Raw genomic sequence first — 23,038 nt, 5'->3', positions numbered from 1 at the left:
TGGGGTTTTAACTGGTACGTTGTTGGCTTAGGATACGGTAGGAGTGTTGAAAATCGTCAATGGTAATTCTAATGGCTGCAGGATCGGTTTCCCCTTTAGCGCGAAACCGCCTAATTGCTTCCACAGATGCTTGGTTACATAACAAAACTAGATCTGCTCCATTCCAACCTTCTGTCGTCTGAGCCCAATATTCTAAGTCCACATCCAATAGTGGTCTACCTTCAGTATAAACTCGTAAAATTTCCAAGCGACTGGCTAAGTTAGGTAGATCAACTTTTAATTGTAGATCTAATCTTCCAGCTCTTAATAGGGCTGGATCTAACGCATCTGGACGGTTAGTAGCTCCTATTACTAGAATATTAGTACCAGTTTCCAAACCGTCCAATTCCGTTAATAGTTGTCCTACTACCCGGTTACTCACACCAGAATCTCCAGTATAAGTCCCACGAGCGGGGGCTAGGGTGTCAATTTCATCAATGAATATGACACAGGGATCCGCTTGTCGAGCTTTAGCAAATAGCTCACGGACTGCTTGTTCGCTTGCTCCCACCCAACGGGTGAGTAATTCTGGTCCGTTGACTCCTATGAAATTGGCCCTAGCTTGGGAAGCTACTGCTTTGGCTAATAGGGTTTTACCAGTTCCCGGTGGACCCCATAGTAAAATCCCTCTGGGCGCTACTGCTTTTGTTTGACGGTACAGTTCTGGATATAGTAGCGCCCCCTCTACAGATTCTCTCAAGGTTTGTTTGATGGCTTCTAGTCCACCAATATCCTCCCATTCCACATGGGGAACTTCTACTTCCATGCTCCGCAGCACTGCTGGTTTAATTTCTTTCAGCGCTTGCAGAAAATCTGACTGATTCACTGTCATGGTTTCAGGAATATCTGTTTCCATGGATGGAACTTGACGGCGCAGGGCCATATAGGCCGCTTTTTGGCAAACAGCTTTTAAGTCAGCTCCCACAAATCCTACAGTGCGATCGCTAATGAACTCTAAGTCCACTGTGTCATCTAAGGGCATGGCACGGGTAAGAACTTGCAGAATTTCTTTACGTCCGTTAGCGTCGGGAATGCGAAACTGAATTTCTCGATCAAACCTTCCTGGACGACGCAGCGCTGGATCTAAATGATCTGGACGGTTAGTAGCAGCCAGTACAATTACACCTGGTGTGTGGGAAAACCCATCCATTAAGCTTAATAACTGGGCAACTAACCGTTTCTCTACTTCTCCCTCCACTGCACTGCGGTCGGGGGCCAGACTATCAATTTCATCAATAAAAATAATACAGGGGGCATTTTTAGCAGCTTTTTCAAAAATACCCCTCAGTTTTTGTTCCGCTTCACCATAGTATTTGCTAATCACCTCTGGACCCACCAGGGCAATATAATTTACCTCCAGTTCTTCCGCTAAAGCACGAGCTGTGAGGGTTTTACCAGTACCGGGAGGACCAACTAAAAGAACCCCATGGGTTGGCTCTAGACCCAGTTTAGCCAGCAGGTCTGGGCGTTTTAAGGGGATGGCAATTAATTCTTTCAGCTCTTTGACTACCTGACTTAAACCACCTATGTCTTTCAGGGAAATGCCAGAATTATCAGAGGGGGTGGCTGAATCGGATGATCCATTAGAGGGTTGGGGAGTAGTCGGGGAGGAGGGGGTGCGAATGCGACTAGTACCAATATCATTGATATTACTGCTCTTGGCTGCACCACGGGGAATATTGCCCGTTCTGGGAATACTACTCAGGGGACGAGAGTTGACCTGTATATCTGTTTTTACCTCTCCACTCTCGATTTTTTCTTCTAATGTTTTAACCAACTCTAGAAACTGCTCAAATCCTTTGAATAGGTCACTCATAAGTCTTAATAGGTCTGGGTAAATGTGATGTGCTAGTTTTATTTCTCAAATGCAAACAAAAGATTAGCCGCACCCTTGATTCTTTCCATGGGCTCTACTGATCTAGGTAGCAGGGGTAGGTGAATAATTGTTTGTTCAGGAAATAAATTGTGGTCAACTTCCACTGCTTGAGTATAGCGATTTTGTACCACGTACCTTTGCTCAATGCCCATGTTTTTTAAAGATGCGGTTAACCGAACGTGTTCTGATGTGATAGCCGATTCCGCCTGAATTACACCTACAAATTGGGTATGACGGGGGTCTTTCAATTTCTTTTGCGCCTTTACTACCTGTTGTCGCAGCTGTCGCAATCTACCAATGAAGTCTACCCGACCTAAAACATCCTGATATTTCATCCATAGCTTAAAGATCCAGGATAACCAGTCTCCTAAAGCGGAAGGCATGGATAAAAATTGTAACAGATGTCCCGTAGGGGCTGTGTCTAAGATAATCAAATCTTGCTGGTTAGTTTCTAAAAGGTTAGTGATTGTGATTAAGGATAGCATTTCATCAATACCCGGTAATGCTTGAGACATAATTTGTCTCCATGCTTCCGGTAAGTAGGCAATGTTGACTTCTGTATCCTTGTTTGTCCCTTCCCCACTAATCATATCTGCCAATTCCCACAGATAATCAGTACGGAACTGGTCTAATATTTTGTCAGCATCTATTTCTTGTCCACATAGGTTGGGAGTGATTGGTTGGGAATCATGTCCTAATTTTTGACCAAATGCATCCCCAAGAGAATGTGCTGGATCTATGGAGATCACGCTAATATTTTTTTGGGGATAATGACTAGCAAAGGCCCAACCCATTGCTGCTGATACCGTTGTTTTGCCTACTCCTCCTTTTCCACCTACAATAATTAGTTTACAACCCTGATCCAGAAAATCAGTAAAACTAGGTGGTATTCTCTGTGGCCAGTGAATTATGGGTGGTGCTACCTCTTCCACGTGACTGATATGTTGAATTTCTCCAGCTAATTTATCCAGTGCTTGACTACCTAAAGGGGCGGCGGGTTGTTGGGGAATAATAAATACAGGTTGTCCCGGGGAAAGATTTAGGAACTTTTGCACATAGTTCTGTTGTTCCGCATATCGATCCTGATCCATACTAGGATCTGTTAAAACTCGATTGATTAGAATTCCTCCAAAGGGAACTTCTAAGGTTTTTAACTGTTCTAGGAATCTTTCCGTTTCTGCTAAACACATTGGTTCGGCAATCCCGACTATTAAAAACCCCGTGAATTGACTGTCTTGCAGTAGTCTTCTACTCTCTGATAGTTGAAATTTGAACTCAATCAAAAAGTCGTCTACTGCATCCGGTTGATAGGTTCCAGTAAAGCTTTCGGTGATAACTTGATACTTTTTTTGAAATAATTCTAGGGAGTGTAAAATTACGTCCAAGAAGTCTTTTAGTTTTAGCAAGCTCACCGTATGTCCGGATGGGGCCATATCCACTACTATACGATCCACGTTTTTCTCCGACAGCAGTCTTTGGATCTCTAGTAGTCCCATCAGTTCATTTAATCCGGGCCAGTCTAAATCCCAAACGGGGGCTAGATCCTCTCCATCTGCTAAACTTCCTCTTTCTACTAGAATTTCCAGGTACTGGCTATATTTGGCTTTGAATTCTAACAGAAGATTTTGAGCATCTAGGGCCTGAATGCTCAAATTCGGTAAATCTACTGCTACTTGAGGTTCATTGGTCACTTTTGTCAGTAGTACATCCCCTAGAGAATGGGCTGGATCCGTTGATAATAGAAGAATTTTCTCTTCTGGAAATTTCCTGGCCCAATAACGCGCTAAGCAGCAAGATAGGGTGGTTTTACCTACCCCTCCTTTACCGCTCAACATGACTAAATTTAATTTATCGTACTGGTACATTTGATTTAAAAAAATAGGGTGAGAAACTGGAATATTAATGCTCAATAAAATGATACGGTGGTAGGCAATCTCCCCAAACTAAATCCCATCTGGGACAGGCCTGCTGCCAATTCAAGAATTTTTCCTCTAGGTGAATTTTTTCGTTTATGTTAATCAAAACATATATTTTTATTCCTTCTTTCTGTTCCTGAACCACTGCTGGTAGGTTATATTCTTTGGTAATTAAATCAATTAGGTTCTGTTTTTCTCTGTTTTGAGTATTGACAAAGTTTTTCTGATTCTCATACTCTTGCTTTTTGGCTAAAAAGTAGTTTCTCCCCCCTTTCTCGCTGACTACTGGTTCTAGAAATGTATGGGGAATTAGTTTTAAGGTTAGTTCTGTTTTGTCTCTGATTTTGTCTAGCTGGGATTTATATTCTTTTTCTTGCCATGCTAGGTGCTTGAGTAAATTATCTAAGGAGTCAAAACATGTACCAAATCTTAAAGGCAAAACTGTTATTTGTTCAAACATCTCACAAATCACTCTGTCATGACATACAGCCATCTGAACGATCTTTTCATCATCACTCTCCCAGAAAGCTGGGGATATTCCAGGTTCCACAAGAGCTGAAACTTGATTACCTGTTACTAAGGTTACTGGACCTCTCACTCCCTGTGGTAAAACCAGGGGTGAATGGGGCGTTTCTAAAAACGCATAAGTGTACAAGTCTGTTAATTCCATATTTTTACCTACACAGGATTTTGTCACCCATTGCTCCCAGATCTCTAACTCAGCTATAACTAAAGTATAAACTTAATCTTAATCAAAAGTGGAAACAATTCCTTTCACAGTGGTTTGATAGTTTACAATCACAAGAAGTTAGTTATAATAGGTGGATACTTCTAGGTAGTTTTATGAAAAGCATTCCCAACGCTGCCATGTCTAGGGCCAAAATTAGCACCATGCCCAGAACCAAAACTGATGCTTCTAGCCAATTAGATCTTTATAAAATGGTCACGGAAAAACAACGTATCCAAAGAGAATTACTAAGTCTTAAAGAACGAACTGCTATCCTTCAAAGGCGATTAGACCTTCTTAATAGCCAAATAGAATCAACAGAGCAGAGCATCTATGTGTCCCGTCAACCCCGTTTGAGTTCTCGTATACTATCTAAACTAAATACCCACAATGACATTCCTAGTTACAGCACTTTTGAAATTGAATATTAGCTCCAGAATACTAGCTCCATAGGGACCATAACTAAACTTAAAAAGCCCGCATTGGGACAATTACTATGTAACCCGCAAATGCGGGTTATCTATAAACGGCTTTAGAAAACTTTGATTTCATCCCTGGTTAACGCGATAAGACTAAGGTTTTATCTTCTTCCGCAATTGTGGGTGTACTTATATTATTGAATTGGGGTTCTTCGATCAAATCTTCTTCTTCCTCATTTAGGTACTCCTCCTGTTCTAAACTGGCCTTTTCTTCTTCTAAGGCCTGGATTTGGAGAAGTATTTCTTCCTCTTGTTCCTCAAATTCTTCCTCGCCAATTTCCCCTAGATCAAATGATAACTGCAAGTTTAATAATTTTTTGTGCAGGTTTTCTTGATCATCAAATTCAGTATTGGTGCGTTCTTGGATTTTTTCGGCAATCCATACTACCCCATTAATCGGACCCATTACGGGTGATAGCAACAGTTTCATCAACATAAGGCACTTCCTGGATAACAAAAATAAAATGGTTCTTCCCAGCAGCTCTAATAGAAAATCTCAACTCTTCCCACCGCTCATGATGGCGACAATTGGGCAAATGTATAGGGAGCTGTAAAATTATTGTACCTGATACGTAGGCGATCGCCGAATAGTTTGTCAATAGACTCCACGCGATCGCTAAATGCGGATTCAGTATCCCAAGGAATTAAAAATGCCGCATTATAGATCATCTCTTCCATCATGGGTTCATTTTCGACCACATCTTTAGCAAATGGTTGTAGTTGTTCTCGAAAAACCTGAATTATTGCCTCTTTGCGTTCCATCAAATTACTTTCAATAAGTTGTCCAATTTGAATCACCTCATCCATACTTAAATTCTTCCCTTCCATAGCGTCCCGTTGCTGCTTTAAGTCAGGATTAGAATCCATCATCATTTGCAGCTCTGATTTAGTATCCCAAAGTATCTTCACACTGACTTCTCTTTGTCCTGCTAGTTTCTCAAACAGCTGGTGTAGTTGATTTTGGGATGGATTAATTAATTGATTAGAAATTTCCTGCCAATCTTTTACAACCAGTCCAAAGCGCAAAGGTAAAAGAGTCGGACACCCCTCTTGCATAACCTGTTCTAAAACTCTCTCGTGAGCTAACAAATTACGTCGGGAAGCCAAATACTGCTTTTGGAGAGCATGAGAATATAAAAAAACAAACCCATTCACATCCTGAGTTTTAACTGGTTGCTTATCCAAACCCTCCAATGTTAAATCCTGTGTTAATGGTTTTGGTAAAATACCATATAAGTAAAGTCCATTGCTACTCATAATAATTACACCTGGGAATTCAATTCAAAACAGATTATAACTAACTTATAACCATATAACTAAGTAACACCGAATCATTAACCAGCCAAGTTAGTTTTGCCTAAATTGGTTTTGCCTAAATTGGTTTTGAAGTTAAAACCAGCTGTAATTTGGCATGAATTAAATCTAAATTAGCCAGTCCCAAATCTACTTCCCCATCAACAACAACCCCTGTATTGAGAAGACGATCCAACAGTTCCAGCACGCTAGGTTGGGTTCCCTCCTCTCCAGGATAATAGGAACCCTTATGCGGTAGGAGCGTGCCAAAATCCCCCAAATTCACATTCAATTCAGCTGGATCAACATCAAATACCTCACACAGATGGAGAACCTGAGATTCTAGTTTTTGTAAACTTTCTGCAGCTTGCTCCAACTGCAAGTCGCTCAAACAATTCTCCTCCATACGACGAATTACCTGAGCCTCCATTAATTGGCGCACTAGTTCCAAAACCGTTAATAGCAAGGGAGCCAAACCCGCTTCCTTCTTGGTACCAGAAGCGGGTGGCAAGAAGTCCTGGGACTGATCAAATGGAGTGATAGCCATTTCCATAGTTTCACCGACGAACGTCACCTAAACACTCACAATGGTCAGTAGACAATTAACCAATCTCATCATCCAATACTACAACAGCTTGAGTGTCTGGTTGACTGGTTTCCGTCTCTTCTGAAACAAGATCCTGTTGATTAAAACCCCCAATATAATCAGTATTCTCTTGGAGATTTTCCGGAAGTTTCTCTGATACTATAGTATATTCCTCTAGTTCCTCCTGGTCTACAGATATTGGCGTAATTTCCTCACTCAGCTCCTGAGTTTTATCATCACGATTCAGATTGTCCTCTAATTCTGGTTTTTCAACTGAGGTTTTGGCTATATCAGAGGTTAGCAGGTTTATTTGTGACTCTAAATTAGCTAAACGTCCCCTGAGTTCCCTGTTTTCCTCAATTAAACCCTGAGCCTTACTACTGAGGTAAGGATCACCCTCCCACCAATTAATACCCATCTCCTTGGCTTTATCAACGGAAGCAATTAATAAGCGAATCCGAATGTGTAGAAGCTCAGTAGAGGCAATAGACACAGAAATATCGCCAGCAATAACAATACCCTTGTCTAAAACTCTTTCCAGAATGTCCGCTAGTGTCGAACCTTGGGTGGAAGTTTTAATAACTTGACCGGAGCTTACCTGGGAACGTGTTGGTAGTATTGGGGAATTCACAAATGATCAACTCTGTTAAATAGTGTAAATACGTTTGTTTTTACTCACCAAACCTTTCTGCTCTAAAGATCGCAAAGCATTGAGGGCGGTGTGATATTCCGAGTTTAGGAATTTTTTAATCCCATTGACGGACTCGCTTCTTTTTTGTAAGAGGTAGTTATAAACTTCTTTTTCAAAGGGAACTACCTTGGTTGTAACTAACCCCTCAATCTCCTCAATTGGTATGGCAGTATGACCATTTTCTTCTTCAGTCCTATGACCATTCAATTCTTTTTCTATGGGCAATTCTGGTTCATCTAAGTTCAGCAGATCCATAAAAATATCTGTACAGTCTGCAACAGGCAAGCTGCTACGATTGAACAGAATATCCATAGCAATCTCACGGAAGGTAGGATCTTCTGCTGCGACCAAAATATCGTTGTCAGCACAAACCTTAGCAATCATCAAACCAGCACGCAATCCAGAGGTTTTCTCCGCGTGGGTAGCTAGTCTAAATGACCTAACTAAATCCACAATAAAACTGGCAGATTGTTTATCTATATTTGTTTTTTGAACCAATATTTCCGTTTGAGTTAGCTCCTCAGGTTCTGGCATGTTAATGGTTACCAATCTATCCATCAGCGCGTCCTGTGTGGAATGGACCCCACAGTACTCTTCTGGATTAGAGGTGAAAATAACCCGGAACTGAGGGTTAACATGAAGATACTCAGGCTGGTTACTGCTGGGTGGCAAACTGAGAATTTTTTCTTCTAAGGCTGAAAGCAACACGTTATTTACTTCTGGGCGGGACCGGTTGAATTCATCGTAGACTAACGTGAACCCTTCGCGACAAGCCAAAGTTAGTCTAGAATCCATCCAGTTTTGCCTAAATTCGTCCTCAATCTTGACAACGCTATGGATATAATTATCTAAAAGCTTCTTATGGGTGTAACCGGACTCACTGCCAATTAAATCCGAACTTTTAAACTCATCATCCCCAAAAAGCAACATTACTGGTCTATCTAAGCAATGAGCTAAATGTAAGGCTAAAGTAGTTTTACCTGTACCAGCAGGACCACGCAGGTGCACAGGGAAACCAGATCTCAAATAGAGCAAAGCCCGCAAGGCCACCTTCTCAATAGCAGGTGTCATCACGAACTGACCTGGACGAACCCGAAGAATTGCTCTTTTCTGATTGTTAATGTTGCTGACAGCCATAAGGTTACAAATTGTAAGGAAATGAGATTAGCTAAAAAAATATGCTAGGTTTGAGATCAAGGTGCGGGATCAAGGTTAGTTTGAAGGAGTCCCCCTGGGTCCGTGTTGCTGTCAGACCATGGCCGACAGTCTTTAGACTCTAGTGCGGACGACTGCATCAGAACTGCACTTTAAAACTCATTGTTATATGTTTAGTGCCTCCTATCTTCAGTTCGAAAACTGTTGCTCTAGGAGGCCTTCGTTTTGCTAGAATAGCATGCAGATGATTCGGAGGCAAATCAAAGATTTTGCCTGATCAATTAGCGCCTTACACACCAATAACACTCAAAAATAGATCTTGGCGGAACTGACGCAGTGCCTCTTTTTGGGCAGCTGCTTTGGCAGCGCGGTCACTAGTTGTAGCTGTCAAGAAAGCACTAGTCTTTTGCTCTAGTTCTTTGTGGAAAGCACTTAACTCGGCTGCTTGCTTTTGAGCTTCTTCAATACGAACTTTCGCTGTATCTGCTAAGAAAGCACTAGTTTTTTGCTCTAGTTCTTTGTGGAACGCGCTTAATTCCGCTGCCTGTTTCTGAGCTTGGGCAATGCGAGCCTTCGCTGTATTTGCTAGAAACACTTCTGTTCTTTGCTCCAATTCTTTATGGAAAGCATCCAAAGCCGCTGCTTGATTTTGAGCTTGAGCATGGCGAGCTTGAGTGGTCTTTGTCAAAAACTCATTGGTTTCTTGCTCTAGCTGGGAGCGGAACTGATGTAATTCTTGAGACTGAGCCTGAGCTTGAGCTTGACGAGCTTGAGCGGTTTTTGCTAAGAACTGATCAATTTCTTGCTCTAGTTGTTGGCGAAATTGGCTTAAATCCTCGGCTTGCTTCTGAGCTTGCGCAAGTCTATTACTTTTCCTTGTGGAAAGAAAATCGTTGACCTCTTGAAATATTGACTGATTTTCCAGTCGGATTTTTTGCAACAAAGCGACCATGAAGTCCTCCTCAAATATCAACATCAATGGGAGAAGATTCACCAGATTAAAACAGATCTAGTGAACTTCTTACCACTTGGTTATTGCCGTAGTCTCATAAAAAAATTAAGCAGGTACAGCTGCGGACTGGGTCAATCCTACTGCTTCTGCATACTTCAAGTAGGTTTCTACGGAAGCGATAACGATACGAGCTTCAACCGCCAATAGTTCAATACCTACTAAGGAAACACGAACCCAAGCATCTACTACGATACCTTTGTCTAGGATTCTGTCGATTACTTCTGCCAAGCTGGAGGAAGAATTGGTTTTTTCAACTGCCATTGTTTTGCACCTTTAACTCATTGTTGTTTTCTGGGACCACTGGGCAGAACAAACTCGTTGCTCTGCCTTAGCAAATAAAATTTCAAATCAAAAAAATTAAGCAGGTACAGCTGCGGATTGGGTCAATCCTACTGCTTCTGCATACTTCAAGTAGGTTTCTACGGAAGCGATAACGATACGAGCTTCAACCGCCAATAGTTCAATACCTACTAAGGAAACACGAACCCAAGCATCTACTACGATACCTTTGTCTAGGATTCTGTCGATTACTTCTGCCAAGCTGGAGGAAGAATTAGTTTTTTCAACTGCCATTGTTTTGCACCTTTAACTCATTGTTGTTTTCTGGGACCACTGGGCAGAACAAACTCGTTGCTCTGCCTTAGCAAATAAAATTTCAAATCAAAAAAATTAAGCAGGTACAGCTGCGGATTGGGTCAATCCTACTGCTTCTGCATACTTCAAGTAGGTTTCTACGGAAGCGATAACGATACGAGCTTCAACCGCCAATAGTTCAATACCTACTAAGGAAACACGAACCCAAGCATCTACTACGATACCTTTGTCTAGGATTCTGTCGATTACTTCTGCCAAGCTGGAGGAAGAATTGGTTTTTTCAACTGCCATTGTTTTGCACCTTTAACTCATTGTTGTTTTCTGGAACCACTGGGCAGAACAAACTCGCTGCTCTGCCTTAGCAAGTAAAATTTCAAATCAAAAAAATTAAGCAGGTACAGCTGCGGATTGGGTTAACCCTACTGCTTCTGCATACTTCAAGTAGGTTTCTACGGAAGCGATAACGATACGAGCTTCAACTGCTAATAGTTCGATACCTACCAAGGAAACACGAACCCAAGCATCTACTACGATACCTTTGTCTAGGATTCTGTCGATTACTTCTGCCAAGCTGGAGGAAGAGTTGGTTTTTTCAACTGCCATTGTTTTGCACCTTTTAACTCATTGTTGTTAAACGAACTGGACTCTAACAACCACACGGAATAATATGCCCAGGGTATAATCTACATGATAGATCATGCCAACAGGATAACCCTGGAAATTGCTGGATAATACAGTCTCTCGAAATGCTTATCCAGAGCCGGTCTTAATCCGCGAGATTGTGTTTGTAGTCCACCATAGATATAAATACCACTTATCATTTAGTTTGTAAAGCGTTTCCAATATAAAAATAAAAAACTTTACAATAGGATCTATAATCACTCCATATTTTTATCGGTAATTACTTAATTACAATATTTGTAATAGTTACTCGTATAAGAAAATGATTAGAAAATGAAATGGTAAGGTTTTATTCTTTTTTTATGTATAAATACAGTTTTAGTCCCAATATAGTAATGCCAATAAACACTTCAGTTTCAATATAATTTCTAGTAAGGTATAAATTTAAGACATAAACCAGTTTTGTTACATAGAAAGTCTTTCAAGTATTTTGATACAAAAACGGAATACGCAAGTTATACACTTGGTAAAATTTATCATATTTAAACGGAAAAATTGGAAATTTATAAATCTCAATATTCACTCCAGTAATAATTCTCCTAATGGCTTGCCGATGTTAGATTGTTGTGTACCGAGTGTAACCTGCTCAAATCCCGGTAAGAAATTGAGTTGTTGTAAAGGCGTAAGATCAAAATAAATCCTGCTTCACACAAGAAAAAATGTATAAATTAAATCTTTATAACCTGTTAAGTATTTACAATAATTTACATTTCCTTAATAAAAGATGCTAATTCCCAGTTACCCAATCTCCGAGTATAATTTTGCCAATCCAACTACAATTAAAACCATGTCTATAGAAAATAATCCAGCTTCTGTAACCAAACAAGCCCTGGCTGCTCTTGCAAGTGCTATAGAAGCTCAAGGGCACAAGCGTGAGTATGCTGAGGCCATGGCAGCATCGATAATTTTTCAGGCTGATCTAGACCTGCGCAATGCTCAACTGGCTAATCTTTTAGGATGGCTGAAACAAGATCATGAGGAAATTTATGAATCTGCCTTGAGCGTAGTTGAAAGCACTCGCCAGGAATTTGAAAACCGAGTGTCTAGAGGTTAAGTGTAGCTAGAAAATTGTGGGGGGGAAGTTGCCCTCCTCCTACTTTTGTCTATTGCTAGGGATTTTTGGCTATTTCCTTGCCCAAAATGTCTAATGCTTTAGCAAATTGGGGATCTTCCAAGGTTGCCAGCTTTTCCCGTTCCTTCACCCACAAATTTTGTCTTTGGGCATCGGTTAAATCCACAACGACATCGGGATCAATACCATGCTTATTAATATCTCTACCAGCGGGGGTATGGTACTTAGCAATAGTAACTGCTAGTCCCGACCCATCCCGTAAAGGACGGACTGATTGAACTAAACCTTTGCCGAAGGTTTGTGTACCTACCACCATTGCCCGTTTATTATCTTGTAGGGCCCCAGAAAGAATTTCACTAGCACTGGCGGATCCTTTATCTACCAATACAACTAAAGGTTTATCAGTTAAGGCCCGATCTCTAGCTGCTTCTCGTTGCTTTTCCCCCTGTCGGTCAATAGTAGATACAATAGTTCCCTTATCTAACCACATGCGAGCAATGTCTATACTTGTATATAGGAGTCCACCCGGATTACCTCGTAAGTCTAATATATAGCCATCAACCAGACTAGCTTCTAAATTTTCAATAGCACCTCTCATTTCCTTGCTAGCATTGGCACTAAATTGATTGAGGCGAATATAACCAATATTACCTGCTGGGGTTTGTTTTTGAGAAAATTTAACCGGGTGAATTTCAATTCTGGCCCTAGTAATATCAAATATTTTAGTCTTTCCATTTCGCGAGATTTTCAATCTGACCTTTGTTCCCGGTTCGCCGCGAATTAAAGAGACGGCCCGATTGGTATCCATACCCTGAGTGGTTTTACCATTAATCTCTAAAATTACATCTCTTGCTAAGATACCCACCTTAAATGCTGGTGTATCTTCAATAGGAGCAATCACAACTAGTTGTTTAGTTTTTTCGTCTTGACTGATAGTTATGCCAATACCTGTTAGCTCACCGGATGTATCAACTTGCATATTTTTAAACTCATCCGGGTCCATAAATCGAGTGTAGGGGTCTCCTAACCGTTTGAGCATTTCGCGAATTGACTTATAGGCTGTCTGTTTATCACCGTAGGACTTGCTTAAGTACTCTTGACGAACAGCTTGCCAATTGACCTGATTAAAACTACCGTCAACATATTGGCGGTTTACAATTTGCCAAACCTCATCTATCAGTTCCTTGGGACTTGACTGAAACAAGGCCTGACCACGGCAGTGAATACCAAGACCAGCGACCGCAATTGTAGAAACAGCCACAGCTGTAGCACCTAGAACAAGTCTACTTTTTGTAATTACCATAATGACAGTTATGCCAGGTAGAAAAGTTAATTGTGACATCACCAACATAACACAGGATTGAGTTGACACTCTACCGCACTGGAATGGAGGAGATGAGCAGATTATCGAAAGATTCCCAATCCCAACAGTTATACCAAACTGTTTTTAGCTATTAATCCTTTCTATAGGGTTTTGTCCAAGTACGTATTAGCTGGTATAAATTCACTTCGCTATGGACTTTTGGGGGAAGATTCAGGCTGAAATTATTGTCACGACTGGGTTAGAGACTTTTTACAAAAAATCTCAAAAAACTACTTGACATTCCCAAAGATAGTTGTTAGATTAGTTGGAGTGAGGCAAACAAGCCCCGCAACCGAACCGAGACAAAATAATACTTTGAAAGAGTAAAGACAACCATTCCTCGTCTAAGAAATTCAAACTAACGAATTCTAGCGATGCAGAAGGATTCGTTAGTCAAATCATAATAGTAGAGCTAAAAGCAAACTTAACAAAACGGAGAGTTTGATCCTGGCTCAGGATGAACGCTGGCGGTATGCTTAACACATGCAAGTCGAACGGGATGCTTAGGCATCTAGTGGCGGACGGGTGAGTAACGCGTGAGAATCTGGCTCCAGGTCGGGGATAACAGTTGGAAACGACTGCTAATACCGGATGTGCCGAGAGGTGAAAGATTTATCGCCTGGAGATGAGCTCGCGTCTGATTAGCTAGTTGGTGGTGTAAGGGACCACCAAGGCGTCGATCAGTAGCTGGTCTGAGAGGATGATCAGCCACACTGGGACTGAGACACGGCCCAGACTCCTACGGGAGGCAGCAGTGGGGAATTTTCCGCAATGGGCGAAAGCCTGACGGAGCAATACCGCGTGAGGGAGGAAGGCTCTTGGGTCGTAAACCTCTTTTCTCAAGGAAGAAGAAAGTGACGGTACTTGAGGAATAAGCATCGGCTAACTCCGTGCCAGCAGCCGCGGTAATACGGAGGATGCAAGCGTTATCCGGAATGATTGGGCGTAAAGGGTCTGCAGGTGGAACTGAAAGTCTGCTGTTAAAGAGTTTGGCTTAACCAAATAAAAGCGGTGGAAACTACAGAACTAGAGTGTGGTAGGGGCAAAAGGAATTCCTGGTGTAGCGGTGAAATGCGTAGATATCAGGAAGAACACCGGTGGCGAAAGCGTTTTGCTAGACCATAACTGACACTGAGGGACGAAAGCTAGGGGAGCGAATGGGATTAGATACCCCAGTAGTCCTAGCCGTAAACGATGGATACTAGGCGTGGCTTGTATCGACCCGAGCCGTGCCGGAGCTAACGCGTTAAGTATCCCGCCTGGGGAGTACGCACGCAAGTGTGAAACTCAAAGGAATTGACGGGGGCCCGCACAAGCGGTGGAGTATGTGGTTTAATTCGATGCAACGCGAAGAACCTTACCAAGACTTGACATCCTGCGAATCCCAGTGAAAGCTGGGAGTGCCTTAGGGAGCGCAGAGACAGGTGGTGCATGGCTGTCGTCAGCTCGTGTCGTGAGATGTTGGGTTAAGTCCCGCAACGAGCGCAACCCTCGTTTTTAGTTGCCAGCATTAAGTTGGGCACTCTAGAGAGACTGCCGGTGACAAACCGGAGGAAGGTGAGGATGACGTCAAGTCAGCATGCCCCTTACGTCTTGGGCTACACACGTACTACAATGCTACGGACAGAGGGCAGCGAGCCAGGGATGGCAAGCGAATCCAGAAACCGTAGCTCAGTTCAGATCGAAGGCTGCAACTCGCCTTCGTGAAGGAGGAATCGCTAGTAATTGCAGGTCAGCATACTGCAGTGAATTCGTTCCCGGGCCTTGTACACACCGCCCGTCACACCATGGAAGTTGGTCACGCCCGAAGTCATTACCCCAACCGAAAGGAGGGGGATGCCTAAGGTAGGACTGGTGACTGGGGTGAAGTCGTAACAAGGTAGCCGTACCGGAAGGTGTGGCTGGATCACCTCCTTTTAGGGAGACCTACCCATTGAGGAATCGAAAGCCGCAGGCGAATAGAGAATCAAATGGTCTACTCTAGGTCGGTCGAGAATTGGTCAAGTCTCTTTCAAAGTATTATATTTCCGGTGACTCCCAGCAACTAGGAAAGACCTAGACTGCTGGTGATAAACCAGCCAGAACCTTGAAAACTGCATATAGATAGATAAGAGAGCCGAAATCGAAAGATAGAAGCAAGTGAAGAACCAAGTGGTCAAGCTAATAAGGGCTCATGGTGGATACCTAGGCACACAGAGGCGAAGAAGGACGTGGTTACCTGCGAAAAGTTCCGGGGAGTTGGAAGCAAACAGAGAGCCGGAAATATCCGAATGGGGCAACCCTGAACACTGCCTGTTGAATATATAGACAGGAAAGAGCGAACCTGGCGAATTGAAACATCTTAGTAGCCAGAGGAAAAGAAATCAAAAGAGATTCCCCCAGTAGTGGTGAGCGAAAGGGGAAGAGCCTAAACCAAGGGGTATACCTCTTGGGGTAGTGGGACAGCAACATCGAATCCAGAGACTAGACGAAGCAGCTAAATACTGCACCAGAGGGGGTGAAAGTCCTGTAGTCGAAAGTCAAAGGATAGAAGCTGAATCCCGAGTAGTACGGGGCACGAGGAATCCCGTATGAATCAGCGAGGACCATCTCGTAAGGCTAAATACTACTGTGTGACCGATAGAGAACAAGTACCGCGAGGGAAAGGTGAAAAGAACCCCGGGAGGGGAGTGAAAAAGAACATGAAACCGTGAGCTTACAAGCAGTGGGAGTCCGATTAAACGGATGACCGCGTGCCTGTTGAAGAATGAGCCGGCGACTTATAGGTACTGGTAGGTTAAAGCGGGAATGCTGGAGCCAAAGGGAAACCGAGTCTGAAAAGGGCGATAATCAGTATTTATAGACCCGAACCCTGGTGATCTAACCATGGCCAGGATGAAGCTTGGGTAAAACCAAGTGGAGGTCCGAACCGACCGATGTTGAAAAATCGGCGGATGAGCGGTGGTTAGGGGTGAAATGCCAATCGAACCAGGAGCTAGCTGGTTCTCCCCGAAATGTGTTGAGGCGCAGCGGTAATGAAAAAATTGGGGGGTAAAGCACTGTTTCGGTGCGGGCTGGGAGACCGGTACCAAATCGAGGCAAACTAAGAATACCCAAGGAACACATTGCCAGTGAGACGGTGGGGGATAAGCTTCATCGTCAAGAGGGAAACAGCCCAGACCACCAGCTAAGGTCCCCAAATCATCACTAAGTGAAAAAGGAGGTGGGGTTGCAAAGACAACTAGGAGGTTTGCCTAGAAGCAGCCACCCTTGAAAGAGTGCGTAATAGCTCACTAGTCAAGCGATCCTGCGCCGAAAATGAAAGGGGCTAAGTGATGTACCGAAGCTGTGGGATTAGAAATAATCGGTAGGGGAGCGTTCCGTAGTAGTGAGAAGCAGTAGCGGCAAGCAGCTGTGGACGAGACGGAAGTGAGAATGTCGGCTTGAGTAGCGCAAACATTGGTGAGAATCCAATGCCCCGAAACCCTAAGGGTTCCAGAGGCAGGTTCGTCCACTCTGGGTTAGTCGGGACCTAAGGCGAGGTCGAAAGGCGTAGTCGATGGAGACCGGGTCAACAATCCCGGACTACAATATGGGAGCAGAACTAGGGACGCATGAAAGATAGCCACGCCCTGAATGGATTGGGAAGACCGTTACGACGGTCGAGTGGTGAAGGAAAGTGCCAAGAAAAGCTAGGGTTGTGATGAACATATAGTACCCGTACCCGAAACCGACACAGGTAGGGAGGTTGAGAATACCAAGGGGCGCGAGATAACTCTCTCTAAGGAACTCGGCAAAATGGCCCCGTAACTTAGGAAGAAGGGGTGCCTGCTGAAAAGCAGGTCGCAGTGAAGAGATCCAGGCGACTGTTTACCAAAAACACAGGTCTCCGCCAACTCGAAAGAGGACGTATGGGGGCTGACGCCTGCCCAGTGCCGGAAGGTTAAGGAAGTTGGTCAGTGGAAACATGAAGCTGACGACCGAAGCCCCGGTGAACGGCGGCCGTAACTATAACGGTCCTAAGGTAGCGAAATTCCTTGTCGGGTAAGTTCCGACCCGCACGAAAGGCGTAACGATCTGGATGGTGTCTCAGAGAGAGACTCGGCGAAATAGGAATGTCTGTGAAGATACGGACTACCTGCACCTGGACAGAAAGACCCTATGAAGCTTTACTGTAGCCTGGAATTGTGTTCGGGCTTGGCTTGCGCAGGATAGGTGGGAAGCGAAGAACTTCTCCTTGAGGGGGGAAGGGAGCTAACGGTGAGATACCACTCTGGCGAAGCTAGAATTCTAACTCATCACCGTAAGCCGGTGAGAGGAAAGTTTCAGGTGGGCAGTTTGACTGGGGCGGTCGCCTCCTAAAAGGTAACGGAGGCGCGCAAAGGTTCTCTCAGCACGCTTGGAAACCGTGCGACGAGTGTAAAGGCAAAAAGAGAGCTTGACTGCAAGACCAACAAGTCGAGCAGGGACGAAAGTCGGCCTTAGTGATCCGACGGCGCAGCATGGAATGGCCGTCGCTCAACGGATAAAAGTTACTCTAGGGATAACAGGCTGATCTCCCCCAAGAGTCCACATCGACGGGGAGGTTTGGCACCTCGATGTCGGCTCATCGCAACCTGGGGCGGAAGTACGTCCCAAGGGTTGGGCTGTTCGCCCATTAAAGCGGTACGTGAGCTGGGTTCAGAACGTCGTGAGACAGTTCGGTCCATATCCGGTGCAGGCGAAAGAACATTGAGAGGAGTCCTCCTTAGTACGAGAGGACCGGGAGGAACGAACCGCTGGTGTACCAGTTATTCCGCCAGGAGTAGACGCTGGGTAGCCAAGTTCGGAGAGGATAACCGCTGAAAGCATCTAAGTGGGAAGCCCACCTTAAGATGAGTGTTCTCACTACGAGAGTAGGTAAGGTCACGGGGAGAAGACCCGTTGATAGGCTTTATGTGGAAGTACAGTAATGTATGTAGCAGAGAAGTCCTAACAGACCGAGGGCTTGACCTCGAAAGGTAATTCATTCTTATCGAAATATATGCAGTCTTCAGGGTTTTGAAGTGGGAACTTTGAAACCGACAAGTTTTCCTGGTGTCTATGGTGCGGTGGAACCACACTGATCCCTTCCCGAACTCAGAGGTGAAACGCTGTTGCGGCGACGATAGTATGGGGGTTGCCCTGTGTCAAAATAGCTCGATGCCAGGTTTATTATTACACAACCGCTCACTCCATGTATTATGGGTTGGGCGGTTTGGTTTTTCCCAAGATGAAGTAACTCTAAAGGTACCTTGTCCGTCCATTGGCAAAGACCTAAATAGATGGAAAGTAGCTAAACTTTGAACATTACTTTGAACATTTTTAAAGATAGTGGAAATTTGGTACTCCTGTTTGGTATTTGTGGAAATGTGATTAAATCAGGAGGGTCAAATATGACTTCTAAAACAAAAGAAACCAAACCCAGTTATGTTTTCCGGGCCAGTTGGGCTATACTGCTACTCGCTATCAACTTTTTAGTAGCAGCTTATTATTTCCATATTATTGAGTAGGTAGGTGGAGAGGGACTGAATCTCCCAGTTTCTAACCCCTCCCCTAAACTGTTCCTTTAAAGAGTCCTTTGGGACGAATGAGTAAAACTAAAATCATAATTAACAAGGCAACTCCTTGCTTATACTGGGATCCTAACCAGGGAGTGCTCACTTCCTGAACAATGCCAATAATAAGAGCAGCAAATATGGCACCATAAGGGTTGCCAATTCCCCCTAAAATTACTGACGCAAATAAGGGTAAAATCAAAAACCAGCCCATGTTGGGACGAACAGCAGTAATTAAACCATACATACTACCACCCAGGGAGGTCAAGCTACCTGCAATGATCCAAGTCCAAAGAATTACTCGTTCTACGTTAATCCCAGAAACCCTGGCTAAATCTAGGTCATCCGCTACTGCTCGCATAGCCTTACCAATTTTAGTATTCTGTAATATGTAGTGCAGGAATAGAATCGCTAGTATGGCTAGGACTAAAACCAGTAATTGATTTTGTGGTATTTTCAAACCGCCTATGTCCAGGGCCTGAATTACCGGAAGATTATAATTTTGGTTTTTACCCCCCCAAAGAAAAATAATCCCGTTACGGACAAATAGGGCCAGTCCAATGGAGATGATAATCAGGGTGGTAGATGTGGCACGTAATATTCTCATTCTTGACCACAATATCTTCTCCGTTAGTAACATCGCTATCACGGTTAATATGGCTGCAACAACCATTGATAACCAAATGTTCATTCCCCACCCGTTTATAACCCAGGTAAAATATGCCCCTAACGTTAAAAAGTCCCCATGGGCAAAATTCGATATTCTTAAAATTCCATAAGTGAGTGTTAGTCCCACTGCTGCTAAGGCAATAATACTACCTACTGCAATTCCATTAATAATTAATTGAGCTAGTTGTGCATCCATAAAGTTACTTTACTCAGATCCTAACATCAATGTCAAACTATGAATATCATAAGTTATATTTCACACGGAGCTAGTAAGAAAAATCAATTTCTGTGTTAATATACACAGTGTGGAGATCAATATATGAAAGTATAACCCCTATTTATCTCCCGCTGTTTTCCGTCAGGGTTAGTATCTTTGGGCACTTTTTATGTACAAATACTCAAACTTACCAAAAAGAAATCCTCGGATAGATAAAACCTCGAAACTTTTACGCACCATCCAACAACAAGGATACGATTTGTGGTTGGAAAAACACTTGAATAGGTTACAACTTAGTCTAAATTTTTGCTTGTTCACAGCAGTTAATACACCTTTAAGCACGAGTGAACCTAGTACCCAGGAGGCAAAAATGGCTGAGTCCCAGATTTTGCAAACTCTGCTTAATGAGGTTTATACTGCTTTGAATTTTCACGGGTTGGGTATTGAAAGTCTTACTGTATATATAGCTGAGTGTAAACCTCAAGAGAATATGGCTAGAATTGTCTTGATGTGTAATTCACCCACACCAATTTCACCTCCATCCCTGTCGCAAACAACCTCCAGATGGAATTTGGAATCCCATATTGGTCTCCCCGATCTCCTGGAAATGGAAAAGCACAATCCTCCCCTAGCTTGGCGTTTTCCTGATGATTCTACTGGTGTGACCAAATGGCTAATTGCTCTTCATCCCCTATCTGATTTATCTGGTCTTGCTAAACCTCAATTTTCTCCCTTGCACTGGCGATCGCAGTTTATTCAAAAAGCCATTAAATATTCCTGGACTTATTTAATACAAACTCAAAAAATTCAGACTTTAAAATATTCTTATCAGTCCCTATTACAGTTTAATTACAACCTAGAACGTAAAAATAAACTTAAAAATCAATTTTTGGCAAACACTAGTCACGAAATCAGAACCCCCTTGACTTCGATTATTGGATTTACTGAGTTATTATTAGCCCAAGGTTACGAAGCGGAAAGAGAACGCCATCAAGAATATTTACAGATTATTCAATCCAGCGGTAAGCATTTATTGAGTTTAATCAATGACATTTTAGATCTTTCCAAAATAGAAGCCAATCAGTTAGAAGTGCAATGGGAAGTAGCTAATATACCATCATTGTGTAAAAGCGTTTTAGCCCTGGTGAAGGAAAAAGCAGGAGATAAGGGTTTAAAATTACAATTAGAAATCAATGAGGATGTGAACACTCTGTTGGTGGATCCTCTACGACTGAAGCAGATGCTATTAAATCTATTGTTTAATGCTATAAAGTTTACTAATGTAGGAAGTGTGGGTTTACGGGTTGTTCTTAAAGATTCATGGTTGAGATTTACAGTATGGGATACGGGAGTTGGCATTTCTGGGGAAGACCTGTCCTTACTGTTTCGTCCCTATACCCAACTAGTAAATACCATAAATACCCAACTTGATAAAAATCATGGCACCGGTTTAGGATTGATTGTCACCAAACAACTGGCGGAAATTCATGGGGGTAGTATTGAGGTGCGATCGCAATTAAATCAAGGTTCTGAATTTACTATTATTCTACCTCTCAAATCTGAGAGAACTACCCAAATACTAGAAATTCAACCAGAACAAGACCTAGAACTAATTGACAAAACTCTTGACCACCTAATTAATACTCCAACCAATATTCAAAAAATCAATCACTGCACAATATTACTAGTAGAAAATGATCTAAATAATAGTGAACTCATAAAGACTTATCTAAATAGATTAGGTTATCAAGTCATACACGTAAAAACTGCCACAGAAATGTGGGTAAATTTACCACAAGTGCAACCGACAATCATCTTAATGGATTTGAAATTGCCAGATGGTAACGGACTGAACTTAGTATCAGAAATCAGAAAAGACCCCAGATATCAGAACATTCCTATCATTGCTCAAACAGCAATGGCCATGAAGGGAGACAGAGAAATATGTCTAGCTTCCGGTTTCACCCACTATATTCCTAAACCCATAAATTTGACAAATCTCGGTGCTATACTGGAAAAGTGCCAGAACCCCTAGCAATCAACCATCCTACTTGTCCATAGCTTTCTGGACCAAGCCATATATGTGTAAAATATTAAAAATATGACACTCACAGAAAAATTAGAAAAATTAAAGACCTTATTTGCCGAAATGGGACATGCTTTAATAGCCTATTCCGGAGGAGTTGATAGCACACTAGTAGCCAAGGTTGCTCATGAAGTATTAGGCGATCGCGCGGTAGCGGTAACTGCAGTATCCCCATCTTTACTACCGGAAGAGTTAACAGAAGCTACTGCACAAGCAGCAACCATTGGGATAACCCATAAAATTGTCCATACTCAAGAGATGGCCAATCCCAACTACACGTCCAATCCAGTTAACCGGTGCTACTTTTGTAAAAGTGAATTACATGACACGCTCAAACCCCTAGCATTAGAATGGGGATACAGTTATGTGATTGATGGGGTAAACGCTGACGATCTCAAAGACTACAGACCGGGAATTCAAGCTGCAAAAGAAAGGGGAGCAAGATCACCCCTAGCAGAAATAGGAATTACTAAAATGGAAGTGCGTCAACTTTCCCAACAATTAGCACTACCCTGGTGGAACAAACCCGCCCAACCCTGTCTAAGTTCCCGATTCCCCTACGGAGAAGAAATCACCATAGAAAAATTACAACGTGTGGGGAGAGCAGAAATATATTTAAAAACTTTGGGTTGGGAAGACCTGCGAGTCAGATCGGAAGGGGAAACCGCCAGAATTGAACTCCCACCGGAAAAAATCAAGGATTTCGTCCTCAAGACAGACCTACCTACCCTAGTAACCACTCTGGAAAATCTAGGATTTATTTACGTCACCTTAGATTTAGAAGGTTATCAGAGTGGTAAGCTGAATCGAGTCTTGACAAGACAGGATTTCGTCCTTCCAAAAAAAGAATCCTGATAGAGACAAAGGAAAGCAGAAAAATAACAATAACTAAAACTATTGGGGGGAATTTGCCCGAATTAGTACCTGTTTTTGGTCAGGACTGTGGCTATTCCACCTAAAAATTTTGAGGTTATTTCTTAAACTGGTCGTTAACCAGAGAAAAAGGAGAACAGTTCCTTTTTCTCTA

20 protein-coding genes and 3 rRNA genes are annotated in these 23,038 nt (G+C 42.8%); 8 read left to right on the top strand and 15 right to left on the bottom strand.

Going from position 1 to position 23,038, the window contains the following annotated elements:
* Nucleotides 1–7: 7 nt before the first annotated feature.
* From IAR63_RS05755 to IAR63_RS05745, 3 genes are read right to left on the bottom strand one after another with little or no spacing between them, the layout of a single operon-like run.
* Nucleotides 8–1,855: an AAA family ATPase gene (locus tag IAR63_RS05755; RefSeq protein ID WP_187706905.1), complete on the bottom strand. Its 1,848-nt coding sequence runs from the start codon at nucleotides 1,853–1,855 to the stop codon at nucleotides 8–10.
* A gap of 38 nt (nucleotides 1,856–1,893) precedes the next feature.
* Nucleotides 1,894–3,780, bottom strand: a complete 1,887-nt coding sequence (locus IAR63_RS05750; protein ID WP_235678362.1) for an ArsA family ATPase — start codon at nucleotides 3,778–3,780, stop codon at nucleotides 1,894–1,896.
* 34 nt (nucleotides 3,781–3,814) lie between these two features.
* Complete coding sequence (locus IAR63_RS05745) at nucleotides 3,815–4,501, bottom strand: GvpL/GvpF family gas vesicle protein (RefSeq protein WP_096543416.1); 687 nt, start codon at nucleotides 4,499–4,501, stop codon at nucleotides 3,815–3,817.
* A gap of 173 nt (nucleotides 4,502–4,674) precedes the next feature.
* Between IAR63_RS05745 and IAR63_RS05740 the strand changes: the two genes are divergently transcribed.
* Nucleotides 4,675–4,989 (top strand): gas vesicle protein, encoded by a 315-nt coding sequence (locus IAR63_RS05740; protein WP_096543417.1) that lies wholly within the window; start codon nucleotides 4,675–4,677, stop codon nucleotides 4,987–4,989.
* A 127-nt stretch (nucleotides 4,990–5,116) separates the two neighbouring features.
* Here the strand turns inward: IAR63_RS05740 and IAR63_RS05735 are convergent, their stop codons facing one another.
* The 10 genes from IAR63_RS05735 to gvpA (IAR63_RS05690) form a co-directional block, all read right to left on the bottom strand.
* On the bottom strand, nucleotides 5,117–5,473 hold the full coding sequence (locus IAR63_RS05735; RefSeq protein ID WP_187706904.1) for a gas vesicle protein GvpG: 357 nt from the start codon (nucleotides 5,471–5,473) through the stop codon (nucleotides 5,117–5,119).
* Nucleotides 5,474–5,550: 77 nt separating this feature from the next.
* Nucleotides 5,551–6,294 (bottom strand): gas vesicle protein GvpF, encoded by a 744-nt coding sequence (gene gvpF / locus IAR63_RS05730; RefSeq protein ID WP_187706903.1) that lies wholly within the window; start codon nucleotides 6,292–6,294, stop codon nucleotides 5,551–5,553.
* A gap of 115 nt (nucleotides 6,295–6,409) precedes the next feature.
* The gene (locus tag IAR63_RS05725; RefSeq protein WP_085729043.1) at nucleotides 6,410–6,883 is read right to left on the bottom strand and encodes a gas vesicle protein K; all 474 of its coding nucleotides are present in this window, start codon (nucleotides 6,881–6,883) and stop codon (nucleotides 6,410–6,412) included.
* Between the two features lie 49 nt (nucleotides 6,884–6,932).
* On the bottom strand, nucleotides 6,933–7,547 hold the full coding sequence (locus IAR63_RS05720) for a gas vesicle protein (protein ID WP_187706902.1): 615 nt from the start codon (nucleotides 7,545–7,547) through the stop codon (nucleotides 6,933–6,935).
* Between the two features lie 15 nt (nucleotides 7,548–7,562).
* The gene (gene gvpN / locus IAR63_RS05715; RefSeq protein WP_096543425.1) at nucleotides 7,563–8,744 is read right to left on the bottom strand and encodes a gas vesicle protein GvpN; all 1,182 of its coding nucleotides are present in this window, start codon (nucleotides 8,742–8,744) and stop codon (nucleotides 7,563–7,565) included.
* Nucleotides 8,745–9,051: 307 nt separating this feature from the next.
* Complete coding sequence (gvpC, locus tag IAR63_RS05710; RefSeq protein ID WP_187706901.1) at nucleotides 9,052–9,714, bottom strand: gas vesicle protein GvpC; 663 nt, start codon at nucleotides 9,712–9,714, stop codon at nucleotides 9,052–9,054.
* A 105-nt stretch (nucleotides 9,715–9,819) separates the two neighbouring features.
* Nucleotides 9,820–10,035: a gas vesicle structural protein GvpA gene (gene gvpA / locus IAR63_RS05705; RefSeq protein WP_057178839.1), complete on the bottom strand. Its 216-nt coding sequence runs from the start codon at nucleotides 10,033–10,035 to the stop codon at nucleotides 9,820–9,822.
* Between the two features lie 96 nt (nucleotides 10,036–10,131).
* Nucleotides 10,132–10,347: a gas vesicle structural protein GvpA gene (gvpA, locus tag IAR63_RS05700; protein ID WP_057178839.1), complete on the bottom strand. Its 216-nt coding sequence runs from the start codon at nucleotides 10,345–10,347 to the stop codon at nucleotides 10,132–10,134.
* 96 nt (nucleotides 10,348–10,443) lie between these two features.
* The gene (gene gvpA / locus IAR63_RS05695) at nucleotides 10,444–10,659 is read right to left on the bottom strand and encodes a gas vesicle structural protein GvpA (RefSeq protein ID WP_057178839.1); all 216 of its coding nucleotides are present in this window, start codon (nucleotides 10,657–10,659) and stop codon (nucleotides 10,444–10,446) included.
* 96 nt (nucleotides 10,660–10,755) lie between these two features.
* A complete protein-coding gene (gene gvpA, locus IAR63_RS05690; RefSeq protein ID WP_057178839.1) occupies nucleotides 10,756–10,971 on the bottom strand; it encodes a gas vesicle structural protein GvpA in 216 nt (71 codons plus the stop codon).
* Between the two features lie 865 nt (nucleotides 10,972–11,836).
* On the opposite strand from gvpA (IAR63_RS05690), the gene IAR63_RS05685 reads away from it, so the two are divergent.
* Nucleotides 11,837–12,103, top strand: a complete 267-nt coding sequence (locus IAR63_RS05685; RefSeq protein ID WP_096543428.1) for a hypothetical protein — start codon at nucleotides 11,837–11,839, stop codon at nucleotides 12,101–12,103.
* Between the two features lie 55 nt (nucleotides 12,104–12,158).
* Here IAR63_RS05685 and ctpC read toward each other — a convergent pair whose 3' ends face one another.
* Complete coding sequence (gene ctpC, locus IAR63_RS05680) at nucleotides 12,159–13,424, bottom strand: carboxyl-terminal processing protease CtpC (RefSeq protein ID WP_187706900.1); 1,266 nt, start codon at nucleotides 13,422–13,424, stop codon at nucleotides 12,159–12,161.
* 489 nt (nucleotides 13,425–13,913) lie between these two features.
* Between ctpC and IAR63_RS05675 the strand changes: the two genes are divergently transcribed.
* The 4 genes from IAR63_RS05675 to psaX all read left to right on the top strand — a co-directional run bounded on the left by IAR63_RS05675 (nucleotide 13,914) and on the right by psaX (nucleotide 18,994).
* Nucleotides 13,914–15,401, top strand: a 16S ribosomal RNA gene (locus tag IAR63_RS05675).
* Nucleotides 15,402–15,637: 236 nt separating this feature from the next.
* Nucleotides 15,638–18,458: ribosomal RNA gene (locus IAR63_RS05670) — 23S ribosomal RNA — on the top strand.
* A 77-nt stretch (nucleotides 18,459–18,535) separates the two neighbouring features.
* Nucleotides 18,536–18,653, top strand: a 5S ribosomal RNA gene (gene rrf, locus IAR63_RS05665).
* Together the 16S, 23S and 5S rRNA genes form the textbook arrangement of a ribosomal RNA operon.
* Nucleotides 18,654–18,877: 224 nt before the next feature.
* Nucleotides 18,878–18,994, top strand: coding sequence for a photosystem I protein PsaX (gene psaX / locus IAR63_RS05660; RefSeq protein WP_040007874.1), 117 nt, complete (start codon nucleotides 18,878–18,880; stop codon nucleotides 18,992–18,994).
* A 43-nt stretch (nucleotides 18,995–19,037) separates the two neighbouring features.
* Here psaX and IAR63_RS05655 read toward each other — a convergent pair whose 3' ends face one another.
* Nucleotides 19,038–19,904 (bottom strand): branched-chain amino acid ABC transporter permease, encoded by an 867-nt coding sequence (locus IAR63_RS05655; protein ID WP_187706899.1) that lies wholly within the window; start codon nucleotides 19,902–19,904, stop codon nucleotides 19,038–19,040.
* 190 nt (nucleotides 19,905–20,094) lie between these two features.
* Between IAR63_RS05655 and hrmK the strand changes: the two genes are divergently transcribed.
* Nucleotides 20,095–21,960, top strand: a complete 1,866-nt coding sequence (hrmK, locus tag IAR63_RS05650; protein WP_187706898.1) for a hybrid histidine kinase/response regulator HrmK — start codon at nucleotides 20,095–20,097, stop codon at nucleotides 21,958–21,960.
* A 66-nt stretch (nucleotides 21,961–22,026) separates the two neighbouring features.
* On the top strand, nucleotides 22,027–22,866 hold the full coding sequence (gene larE / locus IAR63_RS05645; protein WP_006275652.1) for an ATP-dependent sacrificial sulfur transferase LarE: 840 nt from the start codon (nucleotides 22,027–22,029) through the stop codon (nucleotides 22,864–22,866).
* Nucleotides 22,867–23,038 lie beyond the last annotated feature (172 nt).

Source organism: Cylindrospermopsis curvispora GIHE-G1, assembly GCF_014489415.1.
GTDB lineage: Bacteria > Cyanobacteriota > Cyanobacteriia > Cyanobacteriales > Nostocaceae > Raphidiopsis > Raphidiopsis curvispora_A.
The sequence above is the reverse complement of the archived record's forward strand: the minus strand, read 5'-3'. Positions and strand labels throughout refer to the sequence as shown.